This is a genomic window from Glutamicibacter protophormiae, from assembly GCF_016894325.1.
Classification (GTDB): domain Bacteria; phylum Actinomycetota; class Actinomycetes; order Actinomycetales; family Micrococcaceae; genus Glutamicibacter; species Glutamicibacter protophormiae.
The window spans coordinates 676,796-701,267 of record NZ_CP069806.1 but is presented as its reverse complement, the minus strand read 5'-3'; the positions used below and the strand labels follow the sequence as shown (position 1 = coordinate 701,267).

Here is a 24,472-nt window from a genome sequence, read left to right as displayed (position 1 = left end):
TGGAAATGCGCTTGCTTCGCCGGCCCCACTTCGAACTTTCCGGACCGCAGAAAGTTCCCGGGCTCCTCGCCAACGAGCCGTGCACCGGCGGCCCAGGGCCATGGACCGGGTGCGGCTCGCACGCCGAGGGAGGCCCGGGCTCCCCCTCCGCCACCTGCCGCAGGTTGTCGGCACGGACCCGTGGCAGCTGGGAGTCGCACCAGCTCGCGTCCCGGTTTTTTCGGTAGTGTGGCCAGTGAGCTGTACCGAAGCAGGTCCCATCCTTGAAAGGTCTTCATGCACGACGACACTTCGCTGACCATCGGACGAGTCAAGCGCGTACTAGACGAACGAATTCGTCCGGCCATCTACTCGGAGAGCGTTCCGCTGCAGGTGTCGTGGCACGAACTGCCCGGTGAGCCGGTGGCCCCGGCCGAAGGCTTGGCTTTGGACTACACCCCGGTCGCGGTCGGCACCCCGTGGGGCGCCGCCTGGGGCACCACCTGGTTCCACCTGCAGGGCGAGGTTCCTGCCGCCTGGGCCGGGCGCCGGGTCGAGGCAGTCATCGATTTGGGCTTCGATATCAACATGACAGGCTTCCAGTGCGAGGGACTGATCTACCGACCGGACGGCATCACCGTCAAGGCGCTGAACCCGCGCAACCAGTGGGTGCCGGTCGCCGAGTCCGCCGCCGGCGGCGAGGTGGTCGACCTGTACATGGAAGCGGCCTCCAACCCGGTGCTGCTGGACTACCATCCGTTCCTGCCCACCGAGCAGGGCGACATCCTCACGTCCTCTTCGCGCCGGCTGTACACGCTGCGCCGCCTGGAGTTGGCGGTCTTCGAACCGGTGGTGCACGATTTGGCGCTGGATCTGGAGGTGCTCTTCGACCTGCAGGAGCAGCTGGCCGACGGCCCGCGCCGCTTCCAGATCCTGCAAGCCATGGACAACGCCCTGGACGTGCTGGACCTGCAGCGCATCACCGAAACCGCGCAGGACGCCCGCGACCAGCTGGCCGCGGTGCTCGCCGCCCCGGCCGAGCACAGCGCCCACAAGATCTCGGCCATCGGGCACTCGCATATCGATTCGGCCTGGCTGTGGCCGCTGCGCGAAACCATCCGCAAGGTCTCGCGCACCTGCTCCTCCATGGTGGAGCTGCTGGAGACCGAGGAGGAATTCCTCTACGGCATGTCCAGCGCCCAGCAGTACAAGTGGCTGAAAACCCACCGCCCCGAGGTCTGGGACCGGGTCAAACGCCAGGTGGCCGAGGGCCGCTTCCTGCCGCTGGGCGGCATGTGGGTGGAATCCGACACCGTCATGCCTTCGGGCGAATCCCTGGTGCGCCAGTTCCTCTACGGACAGAACTTCTTCCGCAAGGAATTCGGCATCACTTCCAAGGGCGTCTGGCTGCCCGACTCCTTTGGCTACTCCCCCGCGCTGCCGCAGCTGATGCGCCGCGCAGGCTTCGAGTGGTTTTTCACCCAGAAGATCTCTTGGAACCAGCAGAACAAGTTCCCGCACCACACCTTCGACTGGGAGGGCATCGACGGGTCGCGCATGTTCAGCCACTTCCCGTCCATGGACACCTACAATTCCCAGCTCTCGGGCGAGGAAGTGGCCAAGGCCGCCCGCCAGTTCCGCGAAGCGCGGGTCACGAACAATTCAATCGCCCCGGTGGGCTGGGGCGACGGCGGCGGCGGCACCACCCGGGAGATGACCGGCAAGGCTAAGCGCCTGGCCAACCTGGAAGGCAGCGCCACGGTGGCCTGGGAGCATCCCAATGACTTCTTCGACCGGGCCAAGGCCGAGCTGCCCAACCCGCCGGTGTGGGTGGGCGAGCTCTACCTGGAGCTGCACCGCGCCACCCTGACCAGCCAGCACCAGACCAAGCAGGGCAACCGCCGCACCGAGCAGCTGCTGGTCGAAGCCGAGCTGTGGGCATCCACCGCGGCCGTCTACGCCGGCGAGCCCTACCCGTACGAGCAGCTCGACGAGCTGTGGGAGACGGTGCTGCTGCACCAGTTCCACGACATCCTGCCGGGCACCTCGATCGCCTGGGTGCACCGCGAAGTGGTGGCCCGCTACGCCGAGGTCATCACGCAGGCGCAGGCCTTGATCGCCCGCGCCCAGCAGGTGCTGTCCGGGACCGGCGGCCTGCAGCTGGAGTTCAACGCGGCCGCCTACACCCGCCATGGGGTGGCCTTCGGCGCGGCCCGCGAGCTGGAGCCCGCCACTGCGCAGCTGGTGCGCGCCGAGGCACTGGACGGCGGCTACGTGCTGGGCAACGAGCTGGTGCGCGTGGTCATCAACTCAGACGGCCTGATCACCTCCGCCGTGGACCTGGCCACCGGCCGCGAAACCATTGCCGAGGGCAAGGAAGCCAACCTGCTGCAACTGCACCAGGACTTCCCGAACATGTGGGACGCCTGGGACGTGGACAAGTACTACCGCAACCAGGTCACCGACCTGCGCGCGGCGGACAGCATCCAGCTCTCCGAATCCGGAGGCACTGCCACGGTGACGGTGACCCGCAGCTTCTCCAACTCGACGCTGGTCCAGGAACTGTCGCTGGCTCCCGGGGAGCGCACCGTGCAGATCTCCCAGAGCACCGACTGGCACGAGGCGGAGAAGTTCCTCAAGGTCGCCTTCCCGCTGGATATCCGCGCGGAGCAGACCATCGCCGAAACCCAGTTCGGCTACCACCAGCGCGTCACCCACGTGAACACCAGCTGGGAAGCGGCGAAGTTCGAAACCTCGATGCACCGCTTCGTGCTGGCGCAGGAGCCGGGCTTCGGCGCCGCGCTGGTCAACGACTCGATCTACGGCTTCGACGTCACCCGCGACGCCGAGGACGCCCGGGTCACCACCACCGTGCGCCTCTCGCTGCTGCGCGCCCCGCGCTTCCCGGATCCGCAGACCGACCAGGGGCTGCAGACCCACCGCTACGGGCTGGTCATCGGCGCAGACATCGCCAGCGCCACCGAAGCCGGCGCGCTGCTGAACAGCGCACAGACCGTGCGCTCCGGCGCCCGCGAGGTCGAGCCGCTGGCGGCGATCTCCGGCGAGGGCCTGGTGGTCTCCAGCGTGAAGCTGGCCGCCGACCGCTCCGGCGACCTGGTGGTGCGCGTGTACGAGTCGCTGGGACGCCGCGCCTCCGGCACGCTGGGCATCAACCGCCCGGTGGCCTCGGCCGCCACGGCCAGCCTGCTGGAGGATCCGTTGGAGCCGGTGGAAGTGAACAAAAATTCTGTTCAGCTCAAGCTCGGGGCTTTCGAGGTGCGCACCCTGCGCTTCACGCTGCGGTAGGCTTGCCGCGTCCCGGGGCCCGGCATCACCAGGGCGAAGGTTCGTAGTCCTTCAAGAAACAGCACCCCGTGGTGGGCTCGGGTGATCGCCCCCGGCAGCATCTTCCGGGTGCCGCTGCCGATCAGCACGGTCAGCGACGCGGTGTGGTGCGGGGCAATGAACTCCGGTTCGCGGCGGAGGGCCGTAATCGGCTCCTGCGCACCGTAGGTGATCGAATGCACCGCGGTCGCCTCCAGCGCCTGCAGGTGGTTCAGCGGCGGCAGGATCTCTGGCAGCTAGCTGGCCGGCAGGGTACTGCCCGCGCCGGGAGGTCAGTGCTCTGTGATGGTTATCGGCTCCTCTTCGAGAGGAAAACCTACCTCTCACCACCGGAATCACGGGGGTACAGACCGAGACACCACCATTGCATCAAATCGTGACGCGGCTTCAATCAATCGTTTTTGAGGGAGTCGGCAAGAGCAGGTGATTTTGGTTCCCCGGCGTATCTGGAGTCCGGCCGGTCCCGCTCAGAACGGTCTCGATTGCCGGGTTCGGGAGGACAGAACCGTGCCCCCGGTAGGTCATCCGATGTTTAAGGCGTGGGGGGGAGAGAGTCAGCGCGCCTTGGCGAAGGCCACGTAATGTCGGTCGAGGAAGCCCGGCACGCTGCGTCGCTGCGCAGCCGCTTGTATGAAGGCGGCGATCACGCCGGAGGCCGCCCCGGCCGCTACCGCGCTGGGCGGCCCGCCGATCGCCGCACCGCCGGCCCCACCGAGTCCACCTGCGATGAAGCTGATCGTGTTCTGCCCACCCCAGACCCTCGATTTCTTCGCTTCACGGCGCAACGACTCACGGGCATCCGCGAGCTTCTCCTCGACGCCGGTCTGGATGGTGCGCGAGTCGATGCCTGCGCGCCGGTTCCGGTCGGCGTAGTCCAGCGCCTCGGCCAGGTCCTTGCGCCACGTCGCGAGCGAGTCGCTCGATCGACGAATCGTCACTAGGTCTGCAGGGCTGAGGACGTCAATGTTCGGAACCTCAGTGCGAGCAACCTCGTGCATTCTGAGCTGCTCGGCAGGGTCGGGAGCGCCGATGAACAGCAGACGGCCCATCAGCGGCGTGGCGCACAGCACGTCAGAGGATCCACCGAGCATCCGGATGAGGGCTAGCGTCGACGCGGTCCCCGCGATCGCATTCTCGACGATGTTCCTCGGGTTAAGGATCCGTACTACATCGATGAACGTCTCGGCCAGAGCGGCGTCGCCCTCGTCAACGGCGCGCTGCACGTAGGAGAGGTCGGGTGCGCGATTGCCGCCGCGTATGTCTTTCCACAGCGTCTGCAGGGCGGGTGACAGGCCGGAGACGAACTCGACCTCGAACTCGTCCCACGCATCAGCGACCGTGTACGGTGAGGCATCGGCGTCGAGCGTGGTCAGGATGCTGTCTCCCAGCTCGCCGGCGGCCCCCAGCTCATCGCCACCGGTGTAGAAGACGTTGACAACATCATGGTCAAGGAGCTGCGCGATCTCGGACAGCGATGCAGCCGCCGCGGATATGCTCGCGCGGGTCACCTCGCGGAGCTCCCGGTGCTGGCTCAGGTGCATCTCGGCGGCATGACTCAGAGGGTCCTCGATCGCGAGCCCGTGGCTGTACAGGAGCGCTCGCATAATCCCCGTCGAGAACTCCCCGGTCCCGCTCGCCCGGGGGTCGGTCGCCGCGGAGAGCCGGATGCCCGACGGCGCATACCCGCTCGCTGGCGACTCGTTGTTGAGATGGTCGAAGAACAACGACGAGCGCAGAGGGATCAGCGGCCAGATCTCGGTGACAGGGCGTTTCGGCAGCGCTCCGGACCTCGGCACGGAGAGAATCGTCTCCGCCAGCGCATCGACCCGGTCCGGTGAAAGGGCGTCGATCGCCGACGTCAGGTCGGGGCCCGCCGATTCGCCAAGCGCCTCGCGCACAGCATCGAATGAACTCTGCATGCGTCCAGTATAGGGTTCCGACAACGACGAGGAAGTCCCGTCTTGACAGGCGCGTCCTCCCATCTCTGACCATCTCTGACCGCGTACAACGATGAACACAGGTCTGCGCTGCCGAAGCGCGACAATGAAATAGCGCGAAAGAGCCGGAATGCACAAGGGCGAATCCCGCGTTAAATCACTCGCGGAATATTTACTTTCGACAGAGCTGAGAAGCATCAGCGAGTCGACGCCCAACTGCCCCGCGAGCACGTCCACAGAATCAAGGGTGAGGTTCCGCTCTCCGCGCTCGGTGCCGGCCAGATAGCGGGGACTCACTTCGAGGCTTTCGACGAGTGGAGGATCCGCTGGAGCCGGTGGAAGTGAACGAAAATTCTGTTCAGCTCAAGCTCGGGGCCTTCGAGGTGCGCACGCTGCGCTTCACCCTTGCCTGATCCATCGGCCTTGCCTAGCCCAGCAGCTAGGTCCCATTAACCCGCGATGGCGGGGCAGTTCATCTCGAACTGCCCCGCCATCACGGGTATTGCTGGTTGACCGCCCCGTCACCACGGGGACGGTTCGTAATCCTTGAGGAAGCAGCCGTAGAGGTCGATGCCGCGCTCGCCGTCAATGATGGGCTGGTAGACGCGGGCGGCGCCGTCGATCAAATCCAGCGGGGCGTGCCAGCCCTCGGCGACCATGCGCACCTTGGAATCATGCGGACGCTCGTCGGTGATCCAGCCGGTGTCCACCGCGGACATCAGGATCCGGTCGGTAGCCAGCATCTCCTCCGCGCTGGTGCGCGTGAGCATGTTCAGCGACGCCTTCGCCATGTTCGTGTGAGGGTGGCCGGCGCCCTTGTAGCGGCGGGAGAACTGCCCTTCCATGGCGGAGACGTTCACGATGTACTTGCGCCGCGCCTCGGAGGCGGCCAGCGCCGGGCGCAGCCGGGAGGCCAGCAGGAACGGCGCGGTGACGTTGCACAGCTGCACTTCGAGCATTTCCAGCGCGTCCACGTCGCCCAGGATCTGCGTCCAGGAATTCTCCGTGACCACATCCGGCACCAGCCCGCCGGCGTCGATGGCGGTGCCCGCGGCGATGCGCTCCAGCGAGGCGGAGCCGGCGGTCATGGCCAGGTCCGCGAGCTGCTCGGCGTCGTAGCCGCCCACCGTGCTCGGGGCCAGCAGCGCCGAGTCCTCCAGCCTAAAGGCGCTGGCCAGCGCACGGGGGTGCTCGGCCGGCGGGTTGGCCTCGCCCCACAACTCCGGCCCGCCCTGCCCGAAGGCCAGCTCCCCGGCCAGCGGCTGCTGCTCGGATTCAATCAGGTGCTGGTAGGAGTTGGCGGTGCGGCGCACGGTCTGCGCGGCGTTGTTGATCAGGATGTCCAGCGGGCCTTCGGCGGCGACGCGGTCGGCCAGCGAGATCACCTGGGCTGGGTCGCGCAGGTCGATGCCCACGATCCGCAGCCGGTGCAGCCAGTCGGCGCTGTCTTCAAGCGCCGCGAAGCGCCGGGCCGCGTCCTTGGGGAAGCGGGTGGTGATGGTGGTGTGGGCGCCGTCGCGCAGCAGGCGCAGCGCAATGTGCATGCCGATCTTCGCCCGGCCGCCGGTGAGCAGCGCCCGCTTGCCGGACAGGTCGGCACGGGCGTCGCGGCGTTCGCGGCCGGCGGCGGCGCAGTCAGGGCACAGGTAGTGGTGGAAGGCGTCCACCGTGGTGTAGCGCTGCTTGCAGATGTAGCAGCCGCGCGGCTTGCGGAATTCTCCGGCGCTGTCCCCCTGGGTCGGGGTGCTCAGGTCCAGGCCCAAGGTCTCGTCGTCCAGCCGCTGCGGCGAGCCGGTGGCGGTCCGCTCGATCAGCGCCCGGTCCGCGGCGCTGATTTCAGCGCGCTTCTGCGACTTGCGGTGGCGTTTGGCGGCCTTGAACATGTTGCTGGTCGCACGGCGCACGGCGACGTGCCGCTCGTCCTCGGAGTCCAGCGTGTGCACCACGGACAGGACCTTCAACGCGGTGGCCAGTTCCTCGGCGGTGAATGGTTCGGTGTCGCCGGCCGATGCGGGCGATGAAGTATCTTCGGTCATCTCAGTCTCGATGCTGCTGGGCCGGTGGCCCGCTAGTTGGCTGCCAGGTCCGCCAGGGTGGCGATGAGCAGGCGGCGTTCGACCACCTTGATGCGTTCGTGCAGGGTTTCCTCGGTGTCCGTCTCTTCGATGGCCACGGCCTCCTGGCGCAGGATCGGGCCGGTGTCCACGCCGGCATCCGCGATGTGCACGGTGCAGCCGGTGACCTTCACTCCGTAGGCCAACGCGTCGCGCACGCCGTGGGCGCCCGGGAAGGACGGCAGCAGCGCCGGGTGGGTGTTGATGTAGGTGCCGTCGAAGGCGTTGATGAATTCCTCGCCGACGATGCGCATGAACCCGGAGGAGACCACGTAATCAGGAGCGTAGGACTGGCATTTCTCGGTCAGCGCGTGGTTCCAATCGCCGCGGTCGGCGAAGTCCTTGAAGTTCACCACGAAGGTCTCGATGCCCGCCTCCGCCGAACGCTGCACCCCGTAGGTGCCGTGCTTGTCCGCACCCACCGCCGCGATTTCGACATTCGGCAGGTCGCCCGCCGCGACCGCGTCGATGACTGCCTGGAGATTCGAACCGGTGCCGGACACCAAAACCACAATACGCATAGCTTCCATTCTACGGTTGGCCGGCGGCGCCCGCCGACCTTGGCTTCCGGCTCCAGCGGTCGTAATTCGTCACATGCAGCTCAGCCCCGCCGCCGCCCGGCGCCCGGGCCTACACTGGAACCCCGGAGACGCGGCGGCGCCGGGCCGCCACGCCGGTCGACCAAGGAGCGGACATGAGCCAGATCATCCCGGACGGCAAGGACTGGACCGTCGTCCTGCGCGAAACCTGCCCCGAATGCGGCGTCGATGTGCGCGGCATGTCCGTGCAGGAGACGGCCGCGCGGCTGCCCGGGGTCGTGGCGCGCTATGAAAAGGTGCTCGAGCGTCCCGGGGCCGCGACCCGCCGCAACGCCGCCCGCTGGAGCGACCAGGAATACGTGGTGCACGTGGCCGAGATGCTGGCGGTCATGGAGGGCCGCCTGGATTTGATGCTGGAGCAAACCGATCCGGGCTTCCCCAATTGGGACCAGGACGCCGTGGCGGAGCAGGGCAAGTACAACGCGCTGGGCGCCGGACAGGCGGCGCAGAAGCTGCGCACGGCGGCCGAAGCCTATGCCGCCAAGCTGGAGAGCATCAACCCGGAGAAGTATTCCCGCAGGGGTATACGCTCAAATGGTGCCCCGTTCACGGTGGAAACGCTGAACCAGTACGCCTGGCATGACGTGGTGCACCACCTGTGGGACCTGGACGCCTGAGCGGGCGCGCCGTCCGCGCTAGCCTTCGAGCACCGGGTCCGTTTCGAACAGCGGGGCGATCAGGTAGCCGATGGCCGTGCCCAGGCCGATCTGCAGGGCCAGCGCCCCGGCGGTCACCCAGGCATGCGGACCCAGCTCGGTCAGCCGGCCGATGGCCAGCGAGCCGGAAGACAACCAGGATCCGCCCAGCGAGAGCAGCCCGGCCACGACACCGGTGAACACGGCCAGGCAGGCCGTGGAAGCGCCCAGGGCCAGCGCGTTGAACGGGATGCGGCGGGCAAACCAGTCTTCCAGGTGGTTCTCCCCCACCCGCAGGAAGTACCAGCCGGCCAGGATGCCGGCGAGCACCGGGATCAGCAGGTAGAGCCATTGGTTGCTCGGCTCCCCGGAAGGCAGCGCTGCCAGCATCGGAATCGAGGGCAGCGGGCCCACGGTGGTTTCGAGCGTGGACAGCGTGCTGCCGGCACCCAGGCTGAACCCGCCGCCGCTGATCCAGGACAGCACCCAGAACACCGCGTTGGGGATCAGCGCCAGCTGCAGCAGGGTCAGCGCGGCGGAGCCGATGGGCCCGGGGCGCAGTTCCTGGTAGACGTTGGCCACCTCGGTCCAGTGCAGTCCCAGGGTGATGGTCAGCAGGACGCCGGAGATGCCCACGGCGGCCACGTAGCCCATGAACCCCGAGACGACCACATGCCAGACGTAGGAACCGGCCCAGCGTCGGTGCGGGGAGATGCTGTGCAGGTAGGCGGCGGTGTCCATGCCGAACAGCCGCCCCCAGGATCCCGCTTCGCGGCGCGCGCCGATGAGCAGGCCTAGCGAGGCGATCACCAGCGGGATGAAGGTGGCGGCCAGGATGTTGCCCCGGCCGTAGTCGTTGGCCACCAGGAAGCCCACGCCGGTGCCGATGGCCCCGTAGGCCACCACGGCGCCCAGCAGTCCCTGCCACAGCTGGTCGGTGTAGGAAGCGCGGGCGATGCGCCGTCCGGCGCGCAGGCAGAAGAGGAAGGGCAGCAGGCTCAGCCCCAGCGGCATCAGCGTCAGCCAGCCGGTCATCGAGCTAGGGTCGGTTTCCGGCCCCACGTTGAAGACCTCGATGGGCACCCCGTGGATGAGCAGCCAGACGAACCCGGCGAACTGCAGGATCACCTCGAACGAGTCCTCCAGGAAGCCGCCGCTGAAGTAGACAGCGACCAGCGGCAGCGCAATCAGCGCCAGGCAGAACACGACCGATTGCAGCATTTCGAAAACCCCCTGCAGGGCAAGGGGCATCGGCCAGCCGTTGCGCAGGCGCAACATCACGGCCTTCATGGGTTTCTTTTCGCGGCTCATCATCTTCCATGGTGCCACCATCGGCGCCGACCGATCATGATCGACGCGCAATGATGGCACCGGAGGTACTGCAGATCGCCCGGGCTAGTAGCTGTCCGGAGTTTCTCCCGAGGCGTCGGCGCGGTAGCTGGCGGCCAGCGCCTCGGTGGAGCGGGCCAGCAACGCCACATCCGCGCCGACGCCCACATACTGGGCTCCGGCTTCGATGTACTTGCGCGCGGTGGCCGCATCGAAGGCGTTCACGCCCGCGTACTTGCCGGCGGCGCGGGCCGCGGCGATGGACTTCATCACGCCGGCGACCACCTCGGGGTGGTTCTGCTGGCCGATCACGCCCATGGAGGCCGCAAGGTCCGACGGGCCGATGAAGACGCCGTCCAGGCCTTCGGTGGCCACGATCTCCTCGACGTTCTCCACCGCTTCGGCCGATTCGATCTGCACCAAGACGGTGATGGTCTCAGCCGCGCGGTTCAGGTAGTCGGGGATGCGGTTCCAGCGGGCCGAGCGGGCCAGGGCCGAGCCGACGCCGCGCACGCCCAGCGGCGGGTAGTGGCAGGCGGCGACCGCGTTGGCCGCCTGCTGCGCGTCGTTGATCATCGGGATGATCAGCGACTGCACTCCCAGATCGAGGAACTGCTTGATGATCACCGGATCGTTGACCGGCGGGCGCACCACGGGAACCACCGGGTAGCCGCGTACCGCCTGCAGCTGGGCCAGGATGCTGCCCAGGTCATTGGGCGAATGCTCGCCGTCGATGAACAGCCAGTCGAAGCCTGCGCCGGCGCAGATCTCGGCCACCAGCGGCGACCCCGAGCAGACCCACACCCCTGACAGGGCATGGTCGGCGTCCTTGAGCGCGTCCTTCAGCGAGGGATCGGGTTCTACTCGAAATGGCATGTCACGGTTCCCAGCGGTCCGTAGTCGGCGAAGACGGTGTCGTTTTCGTAGACCCACATCGGACGGGTGAAGGATCCGGCCAGGATGATCTCGCCGGCGTTGAGCTTGTCGCCGTGGGCGGCGATCTTGTTGGCCAGCCAGTACACGCCGGCGGCCGGGTGGTTCAGTACGCCGGCGGCGACGCCGGTTTCCTCCACGGTCTGGTTCTTGAACAGGATGCCCGAGACCCAGCGCAGGTCCACGGCTTCCGGGCGCACCGGGTTGCCGCCGATGACCATGGCGCCCATCGCCGCGTTGTCGGAGATGGTGTCCACGATGGTGCGGCCTTCCATCTCGATGCGCGAATCGAGGATCTCCAGGGCGGGGATGACGTATTCGGTGGCTTCCAGCACGTCGAAGATGTTCGCGTTCGGACCCTGGATGTCCTTCTTGAGCTTGAACGCCAGTTCCATTTCGATGCGCGGATGCGTGTACTGGTCCCACTTCACGGTGCACCCGGAGTCAAGGACCATGTCGTCGAAGATGATGCCGTAGTCCGGTTCGGTGATGCCGGTGGCCATCTGCATGGCGCGGGAGGTCAGCCCGATCTTCCGGCCGGCCAGCACGCGGCCGTTGGCCTCGGAGCGCTGGCGCCACAGGTTCTGCACCCGGTAGGAGTCCTCAACCGTCATGTCCGGGTAGCGCGCAGTCAGGCGGGGCACCGGGGTACGCGTGACTCCGGCTTGGACCAGTTCATCGGCGATTGCCGTGATTGTTTCCTCGGATAGCATCGACTGCTACACCTTTCACTGGTAGTTCAAAGCTGTGCGGGCGCCGCAGAACGCCGTCGCGTCGCGGCTCGGCCCACAGTCTTTGATGGTATCGAGGTTCAGCAGGCATGGCACATCGTACTAACATTTTTCCCTGCCCTCGACGAACCCGGATGCTCCGCCTGCGGGCAGGGAAATTCCCGCCGTCCGGGCTCCCGGCTCGCGAACCGGCGGGAGCTGCCGGCGGCGGGGCGTGCCTAATTGGCCCCGGCGCGGACGTTGGCCAGCAGCGCCTCGAAGGGCAGGGAGGTCATCTCGTCGTTGGGGTCGGCGGTCTCGCTGACCGAAGGAGCGATGGACCGGGTATCGCCCAGGCCGGTATCGGGCCCCAGCTCGCCTTCGGCCGCAGCCAAGGCTGCGGCCACCTCGCGGGCCACACGCTGCGCCCGGTCGGACAGCGTGCCGGAAATGCCGTGGCCGCCGAAGTCCTCCGAGGCGGCGAAGACCGTGGTGGGCATGATCTGCGCACGCAGGTAGGCGAAGATCGGCCGCATGGCGTAGTCGATGGCCAGCTGGTGCCGCTGGGTGCCTGCGGTGGCCGCGAGCACCACCGGCTTCCCGCTGAGCGACTTGGGGTCCAGGATGTCCAGGAAGGACTTGAACAAACCCGAGACCGATGCGGTGAAGACCGGGGTCACGGCCACCAGCACGTCGGCGCCGACCACCGCGTCAATAACCCGCTGCAGGGACGGCGCGGCGAACCCGCTGAGCATGTTGTTGGTGATGTCGCTGGCATGCTCGCGCAGCTCGACAGTGGTCAGATCGGCCTGCACGCCGGCGAGCGCCAGCTGCCCGGCGATGGATTCGCCCAGCTGGCGCCCCAGCAGCGAGGAACTCGACGGGCTTCCCAGCCCACCACTGATCACCACAACGGACTTGCTCATGCCCACGCCTTCCCGAGATTTAGATGCGTACGCATGTAAGAACCCCGGGCGCCCGACTTCTATTCCCGCGGCCGGCGAGGCTTGCCGAGCAGTCCGCGCCAGCCTGTAATTTCACTATTGTGACGAGCGGAACGATATTGATACGCTTGGCTCCATGAGCAAAGACCAGCATGGAACGAATCAGCGCGACATCGAGTCAGGGGTCCGCACCGACTTCCACAACACGATGTCCTACGGCAGCTACCTCGACCTGGAGCGCATCCTCTCCGCACAGCATCCGGTCAGCGTGCCGGAGCACCACGACGAAATGCTGTTCATCATCCAGCACCAGACCTCCGAACTGTGGCTCAAGCTCATGCTCCACGAGCTCGTCGAGGCGCGCCGCCTGCTGGGCACGGACGACATCGGCAAGGCCCTGAAGTGCCTGGCCCGCGTCAAGCACATCCAGAAGACGCTGACCGAGCAGTGGTCCGTGCTGGCAACACTCACCCCGCGCGAATACGCGCAGTTCCGCGGCTTCCTCGGTTCCTCCTCGGGCTTCCAGTCCTTCCAGTACCGTGCGGTGGAGTTCATCCTCGGCAACAAGCATGCCGGAATGCTCAAGGTTCATGAGGCGGACCCCAAGGCGCACGAGCTGCTCAGCAACCTGCTGAACGAGCCGACCCTCTACGACGTGTTCCTGGCCGCATTGGCCCGCCACGGCTACGACATCCCGGCAGAGGTCCTCGAACGCGACGTCACCAAGCCGTGGACGTTCCAGGAATCGCTGATCCCGGTCTTCAAGGACATCTACGAATCCGAGGACACCCTGTGGAGCCTGTACCAGGCCTGCGAGGATCTGGTGGACGTCGAGGACAATTTCCAGGCCTGGCGCTTCCGCCATTTGCGCGTGGTGCAGCGCACCATCGGATTCAAGCGCGGCACCGGCGGCTCATCCGGCGTCGACTTCCTCAAGCGGGCCCTGGACCTGACGTTCTTCCCCGAACTGTTCGCGGTGCGCACCGAAATTGGCAGCTAGCACGCAGCTCGTCGCCTTTACCCTGGATGACTTCGAGGCGCGCACCGGCAGCGCCGCCTCCATCATCCGGACCATCGCGGGCTTGTACCTCCGCCATGAGCACGCTCCGGTAGCCCGCACCAGGATCCTCGCCCTGGCCACGGCCGCCGGCGTCTCGGCCCCGACCGCGCAGACGGCGATCTCGCGACTGGCTGACCGCGGCGTGCTGGAGGCCGCCGGGGCTTCCAGCCTGCAGGTCACCGCCGAGGCGCAGGCGATGTTCGCCCGCGGCGACCGGCGGATCTTCACACCCCGCCAGATGGCGGACCAGGAGCTGTGGTGCCTGGTGGCCTACTCGCTGCCGGAGACCATGAGGCCGCTGCGGCACCAGGTGCGCAAGCATTTCCTCCAGCTCGGCGGCGGCCTGGTTTCCGCCGGGCTGTGGATCTTCCCCGCCTACCTGCGCGAGGAAGTGCTCCAGGTCCTCGGTGCGCTGGAAGTCCGGTCCTATGCCACCGTCTTCACCACGCAGACCCCGGACTTCCCGGAGGGCGCCGCGCAGGCGGCCCGGCAATGGTGGGATCTGGGCCGGCTGGAATCCATGCACTCAACGTTCCTGGCAAGCACCGCCGCGTTGGACGCCGCGCCCGAGTCGCCGGCAGCAGCCTATCGCGGCTACGTGGCCCTGGTCGACGCCTGGCGGGCGCTGCCCTACCTCGACCCGGGCTTGCCGGATTCCATGCTGCCCGGCACCTGGCCCGGCCGGCTGAGCCGCGAACGCTTCCTCGCCCTCTCACGAACCTACGAACCCGCGGCACGGCAATTCGCCAGGGATCTGCTCGGCGGCTAGGTCCACACCGGCTCGTCCGCGCCGTAGCGCGTCGGCGAGTGCGGGTAGTCCAGCTGCACCCCGTTGAGCTCGAAGGGCGGCAGCGCATAGTCGAGCATGCCGTAGCCGCTGGTGCGGCGGGAGACCCGCGGGATACCCAGCGCCAGCTCCGGGGCGCTCGGCCCGCCGAATTCAAACAGGGCCTGGGCGGTCCTGGCCAGCGAAATCCGCACGGTTCCGGTCGAATGCAGCTCTCGACGTGCACGGAGCAGGGCGATCACCGCGGCCGCGATGCCGTAACCCGCGGCATAATCCAGCCCCTGAACCGGCAGCGCCCCGGGATTCCCCTCCGGAGACCGGTACGCGTCCGCAATGCCGGTGGCCGCCTGGACGATGCTGTCGAACCCGCGGCGCGAGGCCCACTGCCCGGCGAATCCCCAGGCGCACAGCTGGGCAATGACCAGCTGCGGGTAGCGCTCGCGCAGAAGCTCGGCGGACAGGCCCAGCGCGTCCAAGGCCCCGGGACGGTACCCGAGGATCACCGCGTCGGCCTGCGCGAGCAGCCCGTGGGCCGCGGCGAGGCCCCGTACCGCGGCAAGATCCAGTCTCGTGCTGCGTTTCCCGAAGCCGGTGTCGATGTGCTGGTCGGGAAGTTCCGCATGCCGCGGTCCGTCGACGCGCAGCACCTGGGCGCCCAGCGCGGCCAGCGTCCGCGAGGCGGTGGGGCCGGCGATGACCCGGGTGAAGTCCAGGATTTTCAGCCCCGCCAGGGGCAGCTTGGCCTCCGGCCGGAACTGCCAAGCGCCCGCCTCGCGGATTCCATGCAGCTCGAACTGCGCCCAGGGCCCTGCAGCGGCCGCTTGCCCTTCAGGCGACTGCAGCCATTGCCGCCGGCTGCGCACCGCTGCGGCGACGCCCCCGGCGGACACGATGCGTTCCTGGGCTTCGAGGGATCCCGCCTGCGCCAGCAGGCCGGGCAGCTGTTCGGGGGTGCGCGCCCTCATCGCATCCAGCAGCGCGCGCTCGTGGTGCGGATAGTTTGCGTGGGTTCGAATCCACCCGTCGGCGGTCGGGAAGAATCCGGACAGCGGAGCAAAGGCCTGCACCTTGCGTCCGGCAACCCGCAGGTGCCGGAAGGATTCGAAGCCGGCCGCCAATTGGGCCGGCGTGCTGCGCAGCCGGCATCGTCCGGCGGTCAGTTTGGCAACGGATTGGCCGACCAGTCCCGCGCTGTGGCGCGCCAGCCCTTCCACGTCCAGAACGCCGCCCCACCAGGTGCCGGAATCGCAGTACTTCGGTGCGTGTCTTTCAAGCAGCCCGGATTCATGGAATCCCGCGCCCAGGATGTCCCATTGCGCCTCCGGCGGCCGGTCGACGGAATCGCTGTTCATGGCGCCACCCTACGCCACTTTTATACCTCTATATATAGGTACAAAACGGGTATGCCTCCGCAAGGGATGCAGAGGGGTTAAACCACGAGTCCCACGATCGGCCGCAGGCCAATCGTGGGACTCGTGAAACGTTCTGCGAAATTACTTCGTTGGAACGTTCAGGGTCTGCCCGACCATGATCAGGTCCGGGTTGCTCAGCTGGTCGTTGTTCAGCACGAACAGTCCGCGCCAGTCCTTGATATCCAGCTTCTTGGCAATCTTTGCCAGGGTGTCGCCGGACTTCACGGTGTAGTTCTTGCCCGAGTCGGTGACATTGATGTTGAAGCTCACCGGAGCAGGAGCTGCCGCGACGCGCTTGCCCGACGTTGCCGGTGCCACCGACTTGGTCGACTTGACCGACTTGTACGACTGGGTCGGAGCTGCGCTGCGCGAAGCCGTGCGCTCGTAGTTGTTCGAGGTCGACTTGTACGACTTGGCCTTCTGCGAGCTCTGGGTGCTCGACTTCTTGGCGGTCGCGGTCGACTGCTTGGAGGCGGTGCCCTTAGGCGAGCCGTTGATGCCCAGCTTCGCGGTACATGCCGGCCATGCGCCCCAGCCCTGGCCCTGCTGGACCTTAGTGGCCACGCGGATCTGCTCGGCCTTCGATGCGTTGTGGGCCGAGCCCTTGCCGCCGTAGGCCTTCCAGGTCGACGGCGAGAACTGCAGGCCGCCGGAGTAGCCGTTGCCGGTGTTGATGTTCCAGTTGCCGCCGGACTCGCACTGGGCCAGTTTGTCCCAGGTGCTTGCCGCTGAGGCAGGTGCGGTGGTAGCAACCATGGCGCCGCCAGCTACTGCGAAAGCCGCGATGGTGGCTCCGCCGCGGCGGATGATCTTCTTGGTCTTCTGCTGGATCATGATTCTCCAGTGCTCTTCCCACACTCAGGTCGTCCAAGACCATCCTTGTGCACCGCTCAGCGTCGCATTTCGACATTGATTAAGCACTGCCCTGACGAGCGGTTCGGAAGTTCCGGCAGTACCTGTTTCCCCATAACACCGCGAGTGTTATCGAAACGTTATGAAAGACGATAGCGCACCTCCCCGGGCCCTTGGCAACTCAGTGAATTCTCAGAGAGAACATAACGTCATGTCAACGCCGGAAAAAAACTTTAAGAAAACTTCCCTGTGCAGCCGGAAAACGGGCCCCGAGGAGCACAGACCGTTATGGTTTCGAAATGGATTCCCAACCTGCAGATGTGATATGGAACCATTCATTTCGACTGAGCTATTCCTTCCAAGAAGCGAAGGGAGCCGGGTGTCTTCTACACACGATATGTCGGATCCACAGTGCACCACGAATCCAGCCGGCGGCTCGTGCCCTTCTCCATCCCATCTGACGATAGTTCTGCGGTCAGACGCGGTTTTAGCACGAACGGAATCGATCTTCTGTAGTCTGAAGCCTAAGATGCAAAGCCCGGAGCCCGGCATTGGGCAGCAGAGGAAGCTCATGCCCATGATGAAAAAGCCAGCGAAGGACAAGCTGCGGGAAGCCTACCGCTGCTATCCGAGGGCAGTGCGCGAGTTCTTCAGGAACGATGGCCTTGACGGCGGCGCTTCCCTCTCCTTCTACATGGTGCTCGCCATGTTCCCCGGACTGCTGGCGCTGATCTCCCTGCTGACGCTGACGGGGACCAGCGAAAGCGGCACCGAGTGGATGCTGGAAGTGCTGCACCTTGCATTGGCCCCCAACGGCGAAACGCTGAGCGGTGAATCAAAACAGCTGTTGGAGACCGCAGAACAATTGCTCGACACCCTGGCAGAGCACGCCGCCGGAACAACGCTGGCGATCATCGCCGGTTCCCTCGGCGCCTTGTGGAGTACCTCCGCCTATGTCGGGGCTTTTGGCCGGTCGATGAACCGGTTGTACGGGGCAGTGGAAGGACGGCCCCAGTGGAAACGCCGTCCGCAGATGTTCCTGATCACCCTGCTGATCATGATCCTGGCGGTCATCACCATGGTTTTGCTGGTTGCCTCGGGCTCCGTCGCGCAAGCGCTGGGGAACGTCTTCGGGCTGGGCGACAGCTTCGTCACCATCTTCAACCTGGCCAAGCCTCCGGCGCTGCTGGTGGTTTTCCTGCTGGTGCTCGCGCTGCTGTACTACTACACCCCCAATGTAAAGCGCCCGCGGTTCCAGTGGTTCTCGCCGGGCACCATCACAGCGATGATCATCCTCGGACTTTCCATGGCCGGCTTCAGCATCTACCTGAGCAATTTCGCCAACTACTCGGCCACCTACGGCGCCATCGGCGGCGTGATCGTGCTGATCATCGCCTGCTGGGTCAGCAATATCGCCTTGATCCTCGGCGCCCTGGTCGACATCGAATTCATCCGGCTCAGGCAGCTGCGCACGGGCATGCCATCGGCCGAAGAGGTCCAGCTGCCGCTGCGCGACTCAACGCTGGTGGCCAAAAAATCCCTGTCCAACTACCGCGATCTGGTCCAGGCCCAGGAAATCCGCATCCAGCACGGCGGTGATCCGCTACAGGACATGGGAGTGGACCCGGAAGGAAAAACCAAGCGCAAGGCCAAACTCGCACCCATCGTCCTGGTCGCCGCCGCAGCCTGGGCCGCCTCCCGGTGGGCAACCAAAAAATCACTGCAGAACCAGGCCTCAGAAAAGACTGACTAGGCTGTTCACCGCCCACAGGAGCGCCGCCGCCCCCAAGACCAGCATCACCGCAAGCCACAGGGTGGCGAAGGTGCCTGTCGCCTGGGCAATCAAGTAGGCATCTGACTGCCCCAGATCACGCCGCCTCCAGGTGTGCACCCCGAGGACCTTGATGAAGTCCTTCACTCCTGCCAGCAGCAGGAACCCGGCCACCAGCAGGGACAGATAAACATAGGTGCCTGCCGGGGCGAAGAACACCACGGCCAGCGCCACCGCCGAGGTGATCAGGCAAACCACCACCGCCGGCCAATTCCGCGCGAAGAACAGGGCCAGCAGGAAGAACAGCGCATAAACACCCAAGGCGCGGCCGGCATAGCCCCCGGAAATCGCCCACAGCATCACGGCAGAAACCCACAACGGCGCCGGATAACCGAAGAGGCCCGAGAAAATCACCGAGAATTTTCCCCGGCCCCGGCTGACGACCTCGCCGGAATGGTCCCATCCCAGTCGCAGCCCCATGACGAACCGCCCGGTGAGCATCGCGGCGACGATGTGCCCCATCTCGTGGACGAGCGTCGAATACAGCCCGGTGATGCGCCAAATGCGTCGCGGAAAGACCAGCAGCCCCGCCACGGCGGCCAAGGCAAGCCACTGCCACGCCAGCAGGTCGACCGCAACCGGTTCGGCCAGGCGAGCCCATGCTTCGCCGATGTTCAGGTTCATTTGCCGCTCTTCCGCTCGGGCTGCACGAGCCCTGGCCCGTGTCCGCCTCCATTCTTCCAAGCCCCTGACGGCGAGCCGCGCAGCACGACACGAGCCCGTCCAAGTTCTATGAAAAGTCACAGCTGCCAACCATAAGATTGGTGCAGCAAGTGAATATTTCTAACTGGAGGTTCATCGTGTCCCGTTTGGCATCAACTGCACTGGCAGTCACCGGTTTGGCTGGCGGCTACGCCACCGGTCGCGCGACCAAGAAGCGGCCGCTGGCGGCAGTGGTCCTGGGTGCCGCAGGCGTGGGCGCATTCCTGGTCTGGAAGAAGGATGCAGGAACCGCCAGGGCCGTCACCCTGCTCTCGGCCTACCTCGGGGGCTTCGGTGCGTCCCACCCGCTGGCCAAGAAGATGGGCGCATGGCCTGCGGTCAACGCGGTCACCGCAGGCGTCGGCGTGCTCTCATTGCTTCTCGGCGGCAAGAAGAAGGCCGCTGACCAGTAAGAACCGCAATAATCCTTTTGTCGGGGCCGGGTGCTACGTTGACTAGATACATATCCAGTCGGCGAAAGGCACCGGCCCCGTGTTCTTTTTGAACAACAAATTCGTATTCTCGGCCAGCGACCTGTCGATCGCCGTCGATTGCCAGTACCAGTCGCTCTTCGTGCTGGACGTCGCGCTCAAGCGCCGCGAGAAGCCGGAGGCCGTCACCGACGAAATGCTGCACCGCACCGCCCTGCTCGGTGACGAGCATGAGCATCGGGTCCTGGAGCAGCTGGTGCGGACCTACGGCGAATACGATCCGCAGACCGGCACCGGGGTCAAGCAGTTCACCGACCGGCCGCAGATGACCGAGGAATCCCTGCGCCGGGCCCACGAACAGACAATGGCCGTGCTGCGCAGCGGCGCCGACGTGATTTTCCAGGCGACCTTTTTCGACGGGTCCTTCGTGGGCTTTGCCGACTTCCTGGTCCGCCAGGACGACGGGTCCTGGGCGGTCTGGGATACGAAGCTGGCCCGCCATGCCCGCGTGAGCGCCCTGCTCCAGGTCGCGGCCTACGCGGACCAGATGATCGCCGAAGGCATCGAGGTCAACCGCCATACGACCCTGGTGCTGGGCGACGGCACCCGTTCAACCCATCGCATCGACGAGATCCTGCCGGTCTTCCGCGCGCAGCGCGAGCGCTTCCTGGCCAACGTGCACACGCATACCGCTTCCGACGCACCGGTGGCCTGGGATTCTGACCGGCTGCGCCTGTGCGGACGGTGCGCCCTGTGCGCCGAGCAGGTTGAACAGACCCGGGACGTCCTGCTGGTTGCAGGGATGTCCATGACGCAGCGCGAAAAGCTCCGCCGCCAGGGCATCTCCACCATCGACCAGCTCGCCGCGCTGGAACCGGAGTGGAATACCGCGCTGGGACGCGCAGTGGAACAGGCAAGGATGCAGGTCGGCCTCGACCCCTTGGCGCAGTCCATCCAGGGCGTCTCCTACCGGGTGAAGTCCTCGCAGACCATCACCAAGCTTCCCAACCCGGACCAGGGCGACATCTTCTTCGACTTCGAAGGCGACCCGCTCTACCAGGAGCCGCTGGATGACTCCTGGGGCCTGGAGTACCTGTTCGGCGTGATCGAGAACGACACCGGAGAACCGGTGTTCCGCCCTTTCTGGGCCCACAGCAGGGCCGGCGAGCGCCAGGCCTTCCTGGAATTCATCGAGTACGTCGAGGCACGCCGCCGCCGCTTCCCGAACATGAAGATCTACCACTACGCGGCCTATGAGAAGAGCGCCCTGCGCAAGCTCTCCCAGGTGCATATCGCCGGGGAAGACGAAGTGGACCAGTGGCTGCGCGAGAACCTGCTGATCGACCTGTACGACACCGTGCGCAATTCGCTGGTCGTTTCCACCCGCTCCTACTCGATCAAGAAGCTCGAGCCGCTGTACATGGGCGAGCACCTGCGTTCGGGGGATGTCACCGATGCCGGCGCCTCCGTGGTCGCCTACGCCCAGTACATGGCGGCCCGCGATGCCGGAGACGACGCGAAGGCGCGGCACGTCCTGGAGTCGATTGCGGACTACAACGAGTACGACTGCCTGTCGACCCTGCGCCTGCGGGACTGGCTGCTGTCCGTCGGCGATTTCCAGCCGCACACGCTGCTTCCGGAATCCGCCGTGCCAGAGGCCGTCGAGGAGTACGAGCCCTCCCCCGAGGAGCTCCGCCTGCAGGACTACCTGGCAGCGCTGCCCGAGGGGGAAGCGCTCGGCGCCGACGACCGCGCCATTGCGATGGTCGCCGCCGCGACCGGCTACAACCGGCGCGAGAAGAAGCAGTACTGGTGGGACCACTTCGACCGGCTCAGCAAGCCCATGGACCAGTGGTCGGACGTGCGCGGGGTCTTCATGGTGGATTCGGCGCAGGTACTCGAAGACTGGCACAAGCCCACGCCGCGCGCGCGGACCGTGACGCGTATTTCCAAGCTGCACGGCACCCTGGCCGAAGGTTCGCTGCTCTCCCCCGGCTCCGGGGTGTTCGCCATGTTCGCAGCTCCCCTGCCCGAGGGCATGGAGGTCGACTCCGAGGCGCTGCGCGGCGGCGCGTTCAATGCAACGGTGGTGGAGGTCGGCGACGGCTGGATCACCATCGCTGAGAAGACCAGCGGCAAGGTTCCCGAATACGGGGCCTTCCCGGTCGCGCTCACCCCTGACAAACCCATAGCCACCAAGAGCATCGACGAGTCCCTGGCGCACATCGCCATCCAGGTGGGAGCCACGGTGCCGGTGCTGCCGCAACAGCCGGGCATCGACATCCTGCGTCGCATCCCGCCGCGCCTGAAGACGCTGGAAGCGCCGGTCCAGCCGGTCGTGGTGGACGGCAGCGCACAGGTCTACCAGGCGGTGGCGCAGACGCTGCGCGACCTGGACAACTCCTATTTGGCGGTGCAGGGGCCTCCGGGCACGGGCAAGACCTTTGTCGCCTCCCATGTGATCCGCGAACTGGTGGAGGCCGGCTGGAAGGTCGGCGTCGTGGCGCAGTCCCATGCGGTGGTGGAGAACGTGCTGCACAAGGCCATCGCCGCCGGCGTGGACCCGGAGGCCGTGGCCAAGGAGGTCAAGCACAAGAACCCGGTGCCATGGCACGGCACCACCAAGGAGGACCTGTCCAGCGTGCTGTCGGGTTCGGGCGGCGCGCTGATCGGCGGCACCGCCTGGACAATGACCGGTTCCAAGGTGTCCGCGGGCAGCCTGGACCTGCTGGTCATCGACGAAGCCGGGCAGTTTTCGCTGGCCAACACCCTGGCGGTGTCCAGGGCGGCCCGCAACCTGCTGCTGCTCGGGGATCCGCAGCAGCTGCCGCAGGTGACCCAGGGGTCGCATCCGCAGCCGGTGGACGAGTCGGCACTCGGCTGGCTGTCCAACGGCCGGCCGGTGCTGCCCGGGGAGCTGGGCTACTTCCTGGCCGCCTCGTGGCGCATGCACCCGGCCCTGTGCGCCAAGGTGTCCGCGTTGAGCTACGACCACCAGCTGTTCTCCGCGCAGGCCGCCGGGCAGCGCAGCCTGGCCGGCAGCGCCGCCGGGGTGGAAACCCGGCTGGTGGAGCACCGCGGCAACACGGTCAGCAGCGCGGAGGAAGCCGGGGAAATCGTCCGGCTGGTGCGCGAACACCTGGGGTTGGAGTGGACCCCGGCGCAGGATGCCGCCGCCCGCAGGCTGGCCGCCGAAGACATCCTGGTGGTCGCGGCCTACAACGCGCAGGTCAACATGGTGCGCGAGGTCCTGGAATCCGAGGGGCTCGCAGAGGTGCGGGTCGGCACCGTGGACAAGTTCCAGGGGCAGGAAGCCCCGGTGGTGCTGGTGACCTTGGCCTGTTCCAGCGCGGATGACGCGGCCCGCGGCATCGACTTCCTGCTCAACCGCAACCGCATCAACGTGGCGATTTCCCGGGGCCAGTGGAAGGCGGTCATCGTGCGCAGCGACCGGCTGACCGACTACCTGCCGTCCAGCCCGGCCGCCCTGTCCCAGCTGGGCGCCTTCATGGGGCTGTAGCCGGGCGGAATCCTCCGCCCGGCCGATCCGGTGCGCGCTCAGCGCGCCGGATCGATGACCTTCTGGACGTCGAAGAACTCGGAGAGCACCGGCCGGTCCCCGCGCAGCTCCTTGGCGAACTGCAGCCCGTCGATGTTGATGCGCATCTGGCGCTGGTAGTCGTCGGTCTGCTGCATCCACGCGCGGATGGTGCCGTCCACGCCGTAGAAGTACTTGAATCCCTGGTCCTTGAGGTATTCGTAGCGGCTTCCGGAGTACTTGGCGGTGCGGGCGATGTCCGAGCCGAACGGGTAGATCAGGTGCTCGGTCTTGCCCACGATCGGCTCGACTTCTTCCTTCCACAGCTTCATGTCGCGCTTGAAGCGCGCCATGTCCACGGTGCCGGTGGAGATGTGGCCCCAGGAGTGCGAGGCGAAGACCCAGCCTTCCTCCTTCATGGCGTCCGTGAGCGCGGTCGCGCCCTTCTGGTCCTTTTCCAGGTTCTTGTTATCCGGGTACTGGCTGGCCGAGGTGCGGTAGCCGAACTCGCCGTTGTACCCGGTCATGGCCACGATGCCGCGGGCGTTGCGGTAGGAGAAGTCGGGGTGCTCCTCGATGAAGTCGTCGAGCATGGTGGTCACGTCGTAGGCGCCCACATGCGTGGCGCCCTTGGCATCGGTGTATTCGTTGCGGACCTTGCCGTCGTCGTCCACCAGCAGCTTGCTCGCAAAGCCGTCGCCGTCCATGTACTCGTAGTAGCTCACGTCGTCCACCGACAGCACCAGCGGCTGCTTGCCCTTGGGAAGCATGATCTTGCGATAGGCCATGTTCCCCTTCTTGTCCGGGGCGGCGAAGTCCGCCGGGTTCACCAGCACGAAGTCCCTGGCGTAGAGCTCCTTGATGATCGCGGTGAACTCCTTTTGGGTCACCATGTAGTCCTTGTAGCCCTGGGCTTCCCCGTCCCCGTCGAAGGCGCGGTCCGTGTCGATGACCAGCGAGTGGAAGAACAGGTGCGGGATCGCATCCGGCCTCTCCCAGGCGACGGTCTGGGACTTTTCCTCTTCCAGCCCCGGGACCAGCTTCTGCAGCTCTTCGCTGGAATCCTCGGAGGCCAGCTTGATGGCGGCGGAGTAGTCGTAGCCGTCGGCCAGCCGATTGACCTCCGCCTTCGCCTCGGCCACGCGGGCCCGCTCCTGGGCCGCCTGGGCCGAGGCATCCGGGGTGGCGGAGGGTCCGTTCCCCGCGTCCTGCGGGTTGGGTTGCTCACTACTGCATCCGGCGAGCGCCGCCACCAGGATCCCCGCTGCCAGCAACCGTGCGAACTTCATCATCTTCGACCTCCATGCCCGAAACGCGCCGAAAACCAGCAGATA

19 protein-coding genes are annotated in these 24,472 nt (G+C 66.4%); 7 read left to right on the top strand and 12 right to left on the bottom strand.

Features of this window, described 5'->3' with window-relative positions; all coding sequences use genetic code 11:
• Positions 1 to 276 precede the first annotated feature (276 nt).
• On the top strand, positions 277 to 3,285 hold the full coding sequence (locus JQN66_RS03415) for an alpha-mannosidase (RefSeq protein ID WP_204676632.1): 3,009 nt from the start codon (positions 277 to 279) through the stop codon (positions 3,283 to 3,285).
• Here JQN66_RS03415 and JQN66_RS03410 read toward each other — a convergent pair.
• The 4 genes from JQN66_RS03410 to purN form a co-directional block, all read right to left on the bottom strand.
• Entirely contained in the window at positions 3,231 to 3,506 is a 276-nt protein-coding gene (locus tag JQN66_RS03410; protein ID WP_229777399.1) for an ATP-binding protein, read from the bottom strand. The genes JQN66_RS03415 and JQN66_RS03410 overlap by 55 nt on opposite strands.
• A 372-nt stretch (positions 3,507 to 3,878) precedes the next feature.
• Complete coding sequence (locus JQN66_RS03405; RefSeq protein ID WP_204676631.1) at positions 3,879 to 5,243, bottom strand: hypothetical protein; 1,365 nt, start codon at positions 5,241 to 5,243, stop codon at positions 3,879 to 3,881.
• A 539-nt stretch (positions 5,244 to 5,782) separates the two neighbouring features.
• Positions 5,783 to 7,297: an SDR family oxidoreductase gene (locus JQN66_RS03400; RefSeq protein WP_204676630.1), complete on the bottom strand. Its 1,515-nt coding sequence runs from the start codon at positions 7,295 to 7,297 to the stop codon at positions 5,783 to 5,785.
• A 32-nt stretch (positions 7,298 to 7,329) separates the two neighbouring features.
• Positions 7,330 to 7,896 carry a phosphoribosylglycinamide formyltransferase gene (purN, locus tag JQN66_RS03395; protein WP_204676629.1) on the bottom strand — a complete coding sequence of 189 codons (567 nt, stop codon included), beginning with the start codon at positions 7,894 to 7,896 and terminating at the stop codon, positions 7,330 to 7,332.
• A 173-nt stretch (positions 7,897 to 8,069) separates the two neighbouring features.
• On the opposite strand from purN, the gene JQN66_RS03390 reads away from it, so the two are divergent.
• Positions 8,070 to 8,591, top strand: coding sequence for a DinB family protein (locus JQN66_RS03390; RefSeq protein WP_204676628.1), 522 nt, complete (start codon positions 8,070 to 8,072; stop codon positions 8,589 to 8,591).
• Between the two features lie 18 nt (positions 8,592 to 8,609).
• On the opposite strand, the gene JQN66_RS03385 is transcribed toward JQN66_RS03390, so the two are convergent.
• The 4 genes from JQN66_RS03385 to JQN66_RS03370 form a co-directional block, all read right to left on the bottom strand.
• Positions 8,610 to 9,920: a cell division protein PerM gene (locus tag JQN66_RS03385; RefSeq protein ID WP_239464124.1), complete on the bottom strand. Its 1,311-nt coding sequence runs from the start codon at positions 9,918 to 9,920 to the stop codon at positions 8,610 to 8,612.
• An 84-nt stretch (positions 9,921 to 10,004) separates the two neighbouring features.
• Positions 10,005 to 10,814 (bottom strand): aldolase/citrate lyase family protein, encoded by an 810-nt coding sequence (locus JQN66_RS03380; protein ID WP_204676627.1) that lies wholly within the window; start codon positions 10,812 to 10,814, stop codon positions 10,005 to 10,007.
• Positions 10,799 to 11,584 (bottom strand): 2-oxo-hept-4-ene-1,7-dioate hydratase, encoded by a 786-nt coding sequence (gene hpaH, locus JQN66_RS03375; protein WP_204676626.1) that lies wholly within the window; start codon positions 11,582 to 11,584, stop codon positions 10,799 to 10,801. Before hpaH ends, JQN66_RS03380 begins: the two co-directional genes overlap by 16 nt.
• A gap of 236 nt (positions 11,585 to 11,820) precedes the next feature.
• Positions 11,821 to 12,507, bottom strand: a complete 687-nt coding sequence (locus tag JQN66_RS03370) for a CE1759 family FMN reductase (protein WP_188949027.1) — start codon at positions 12,505 to 12,507, stop codon at positions 11,821 to 11,823.
• Between the two features lie 154 nt (positions 12,508 to 12,661).
• On the opposite strand from JQN66_RS03370, the gene kynA reads away from it, so the two are divergent.
• The gene (kynA, locus tag JQN66_RS03365; protein ID WP_204676625.1) at positions 12,662 to 13,525 is read left to right on the top strand and encodes a tryptophan 2,3-dioxygenase; all 864 of its coding nucleotides are present in this window, start codon (positions 12,662 to 12,664) and stop codon (positions 13,523 to 13,525) included.
• Positions 13,515 to 14,354: a PaaX family transcriptional regulator gene (locus JQN66_RS03360; RefSeq protein ID WP_204676624.1), complete on the top strand. Its 840-nt coding sequence runs from the start codon at positions 13,515 to 13,517 to the stop codon at positions 14,352 to 14,354. Before kynA ends, JQN66_RS03360 begins: the two co-directional genes overlap by 11 nt.
• Here JQN66_RS03360 and JQN66_RS03355 read toward each other — a convergent pair.
• Positions 14,351 to 15,724 (bottom strand): CoA transferase, encoded by a 1,374-nt coding sequence (locus JQN66_RS03355; protein ID WP_204676623.1) that lies wholly within the window; start codon positions 15,722 to 15,724, stop codon positions 14,351 to 14,353. The genes JQN66_RS03360 and JQN66_RS03355 overlap by 4 nt on opposite strands.
• A 141-nt stretch (positions 15,725 to 15,865) precedes the next feature.
• Entirely contained in the window at positions 15,866 to 16,618 is a 753-nt protein-coding gene (locus tag JQN66_RS03350) for a LysM peptidoglycan-binding domain-containing protein (protein ID WP_188949031.1), read from the bottom strand.
• A gap of 595 nt (positions 16,619 to 17,213) precedes the next feature.
• Between JQN66_RS03350 and JQN66_RS03345 the strand changes: the two genes are divergently transcribed.
• Positions 17,214 to 18,389: a YihY/virulence factor BrkB family protein gene (locus JQN66_RS03345; RefSeq protein ID WP_204676622.1), complete on the top strand. Its 1,176-nt coding sequence runs from the start codon at positions 17,214 to 17,216 to the stop codon at positions 18,387 to 18,389.
• On the opposite strand, the gene JQN66_RS03340 is transcribed toward JQN66_RS03345, so the two are convergent.
• Positions 18,372 to 19,091, bottom strand: coding sequence for a M50 family metallopeptidase (locus JQN66_RS03340; RefSeq protein WP_204676621.1), 720 nt, complete (start codon positions 19,089 to 19,091; stop codon positions 18,372 to 18,374). The genes JQN66_RS03345 and JQN66_RS03340 overlap by 18 nt on opposite strands.
• Before the next feature lie 149 nt (positions 19,092 to 19,240).
• Between JQN66_RS03340 and JQN66_RS03335 the strand changes: the two genes are divergently transcribed.
• Together JQN66_RS03335 and JQN66_RS03330 are read left to right on the top strand one after the other, a co-directional pair.
• The gene (locus tag JQN66_RS03335) at positions 19,241 to 19,582 is read left to right on the top strand and encodes a hypothetical protein (RefSeq protein WP_338029213.1); all 342 of its coding nucleotides are present in this window, start codon (positions 19,241 to 19,243) and stop codon (positions 19,580 to 19,582) included.
• A gap of 79 nt (positions 19,583 to 19,661) precedes the next feature.
• Positions 19,662 to 23,120 carry a TM0106 family RecB-like putative nuclease gene (locus JQN66_RS03330; RefSeq protein ID WP_204676620.1) on the top strand — a complete coding sequence of 1,153 codons (3,459 nt, stop codon included), beginning with the start codon at positions 19,662 to 19,664 and terminating at the stop codon, positions 23,118 to 23,120.
• A 38-nt stretch (positions 23,121 to 23,158) separates the two neighbouring features.
• Here the strand turns inward: JQN66_RS03330 and JQN66_RS03325 are convergent, their stop codons facing one another.
• Positions 23,159 to 24,430 carry a polysaccharide deacetylase family protein gene (locus JQN66_RS03325; RefSeq protein ID WP_239464123.1) on the bottom strand — a complete coding sequence of 424 codons (1,272 nt, stop codon included), beginning with the start codon at positions 24,428 to 24,430 and terminating at the stop codon, positions 23,159 to 23,161.
• Positions 24,431 to 24,472: the final 42 nt, after the last annotated feature.

Bases quoted from the DNA above. Each gene is read 5' to 3' on its own strand.
- JQN66_RS03415 (WP_204676632.1), top strand. From the start codon at position 277: ATGCACGACGACACTTCGCTGACCATCGGACGAGTCAAGCGCGTACTA.
- JQN66_RS03405 (WP_204676631.1), bottom strand. From the start codon at position 5,243: ATGCAGAGTTCATTCGATGCTGTGCGCGAGGCGCTTGGCGAATCGGCG.
- JQN66_RS03400 (WP_204676630.1), bottom strand. From the start codon at position 7,297: ATGACCGAAGATACTTCATCGCCCGCATCGGCCGGCGACACCGAACCA.
- purN (WP_204676629.1), bottom strand. From the start codon at position 7,896: ATGCGTATTGTGGTTTTGGTGTCCGGCACCGGTTCGAATCTCCAGGCA.
- JQN66_RS03390 (WP_204676628.1), top strand. From the start codon at position 8,070: ATGAGCCAGATCATCCCGGACGGCAAGGACTGGACCGTCGTCCTGCGC.
- JQN66_RS03385 (WP_239464124.1), bottom strand. From the start codon at position 9,920: ATGAGCCGCGAAAAGAAACCCATGAAGGCCGTGATGTTGCGCCTGCGC.
- JQN66_RS03380 (WP_204676627.1), bottom strand. From the start codon at position 10,814: ATGCCATTTCGAGTAGAACCCGATCCCTCGCTGAAGGACGCGCTCAAG.
- hpaH (WP_204676626.1), bottom strand. From the start codon at position 11,584: ATGCTATCCGAGGAAACAATCACGGCAATCGCCGATGAACTGGTCCAA.
- JQN66_RS03370 (WP_188949027.1), bottom strand. From the start codon at position 12,507: ATGAGCAAGTCCGTTGTGGTGATCAGTGGTGGGCTGGGAAGCCCGTCG.
- kynA (WP_204676625.1), top strand. From the start codon at position 12,662: ATGAGCAAAGACCAGCATGGAACGAATCAGCGCGACATCGAGTCAGGG.
- JQN66_RS03355 (WP_204676623.1), bottom strand. From the start codon at position 15,724: ATGAACAGCGATTCCGTCGACCGGCCGCCGGAGGCGCAATGGGACATC.
- JQN66_RS03350 (WP_188949031.1), bottom strand. From the start codon at position 16,618: ATGATCCAGCAGAAGACCAAGAAGATCATCCGCCGCGGCGGAGCCACC.
- JQN66_RS03345 (WP_204676622.1), top strand. From the start codon at position 17,214: ATGATGAAAAAGCCAGCGAAGGACAAGCTGCGGGAAGCCTACCGCTGC.
- JQN66_RS03340 (WP_204676621.1), bottom strand. From the start codon at position 19,091: ATGAACCTGAACATCGGCGAAGCATGGGCTCGCCTGGCCGAACCGGTT.
- JQN66_RS03325 (WP_239464123.1), bottom strand. From the start codon at position 24,430: ATGATGAAGTTCGCACGGTTGCTGGCAGCGGGGATCCTGGTGGCGGCG.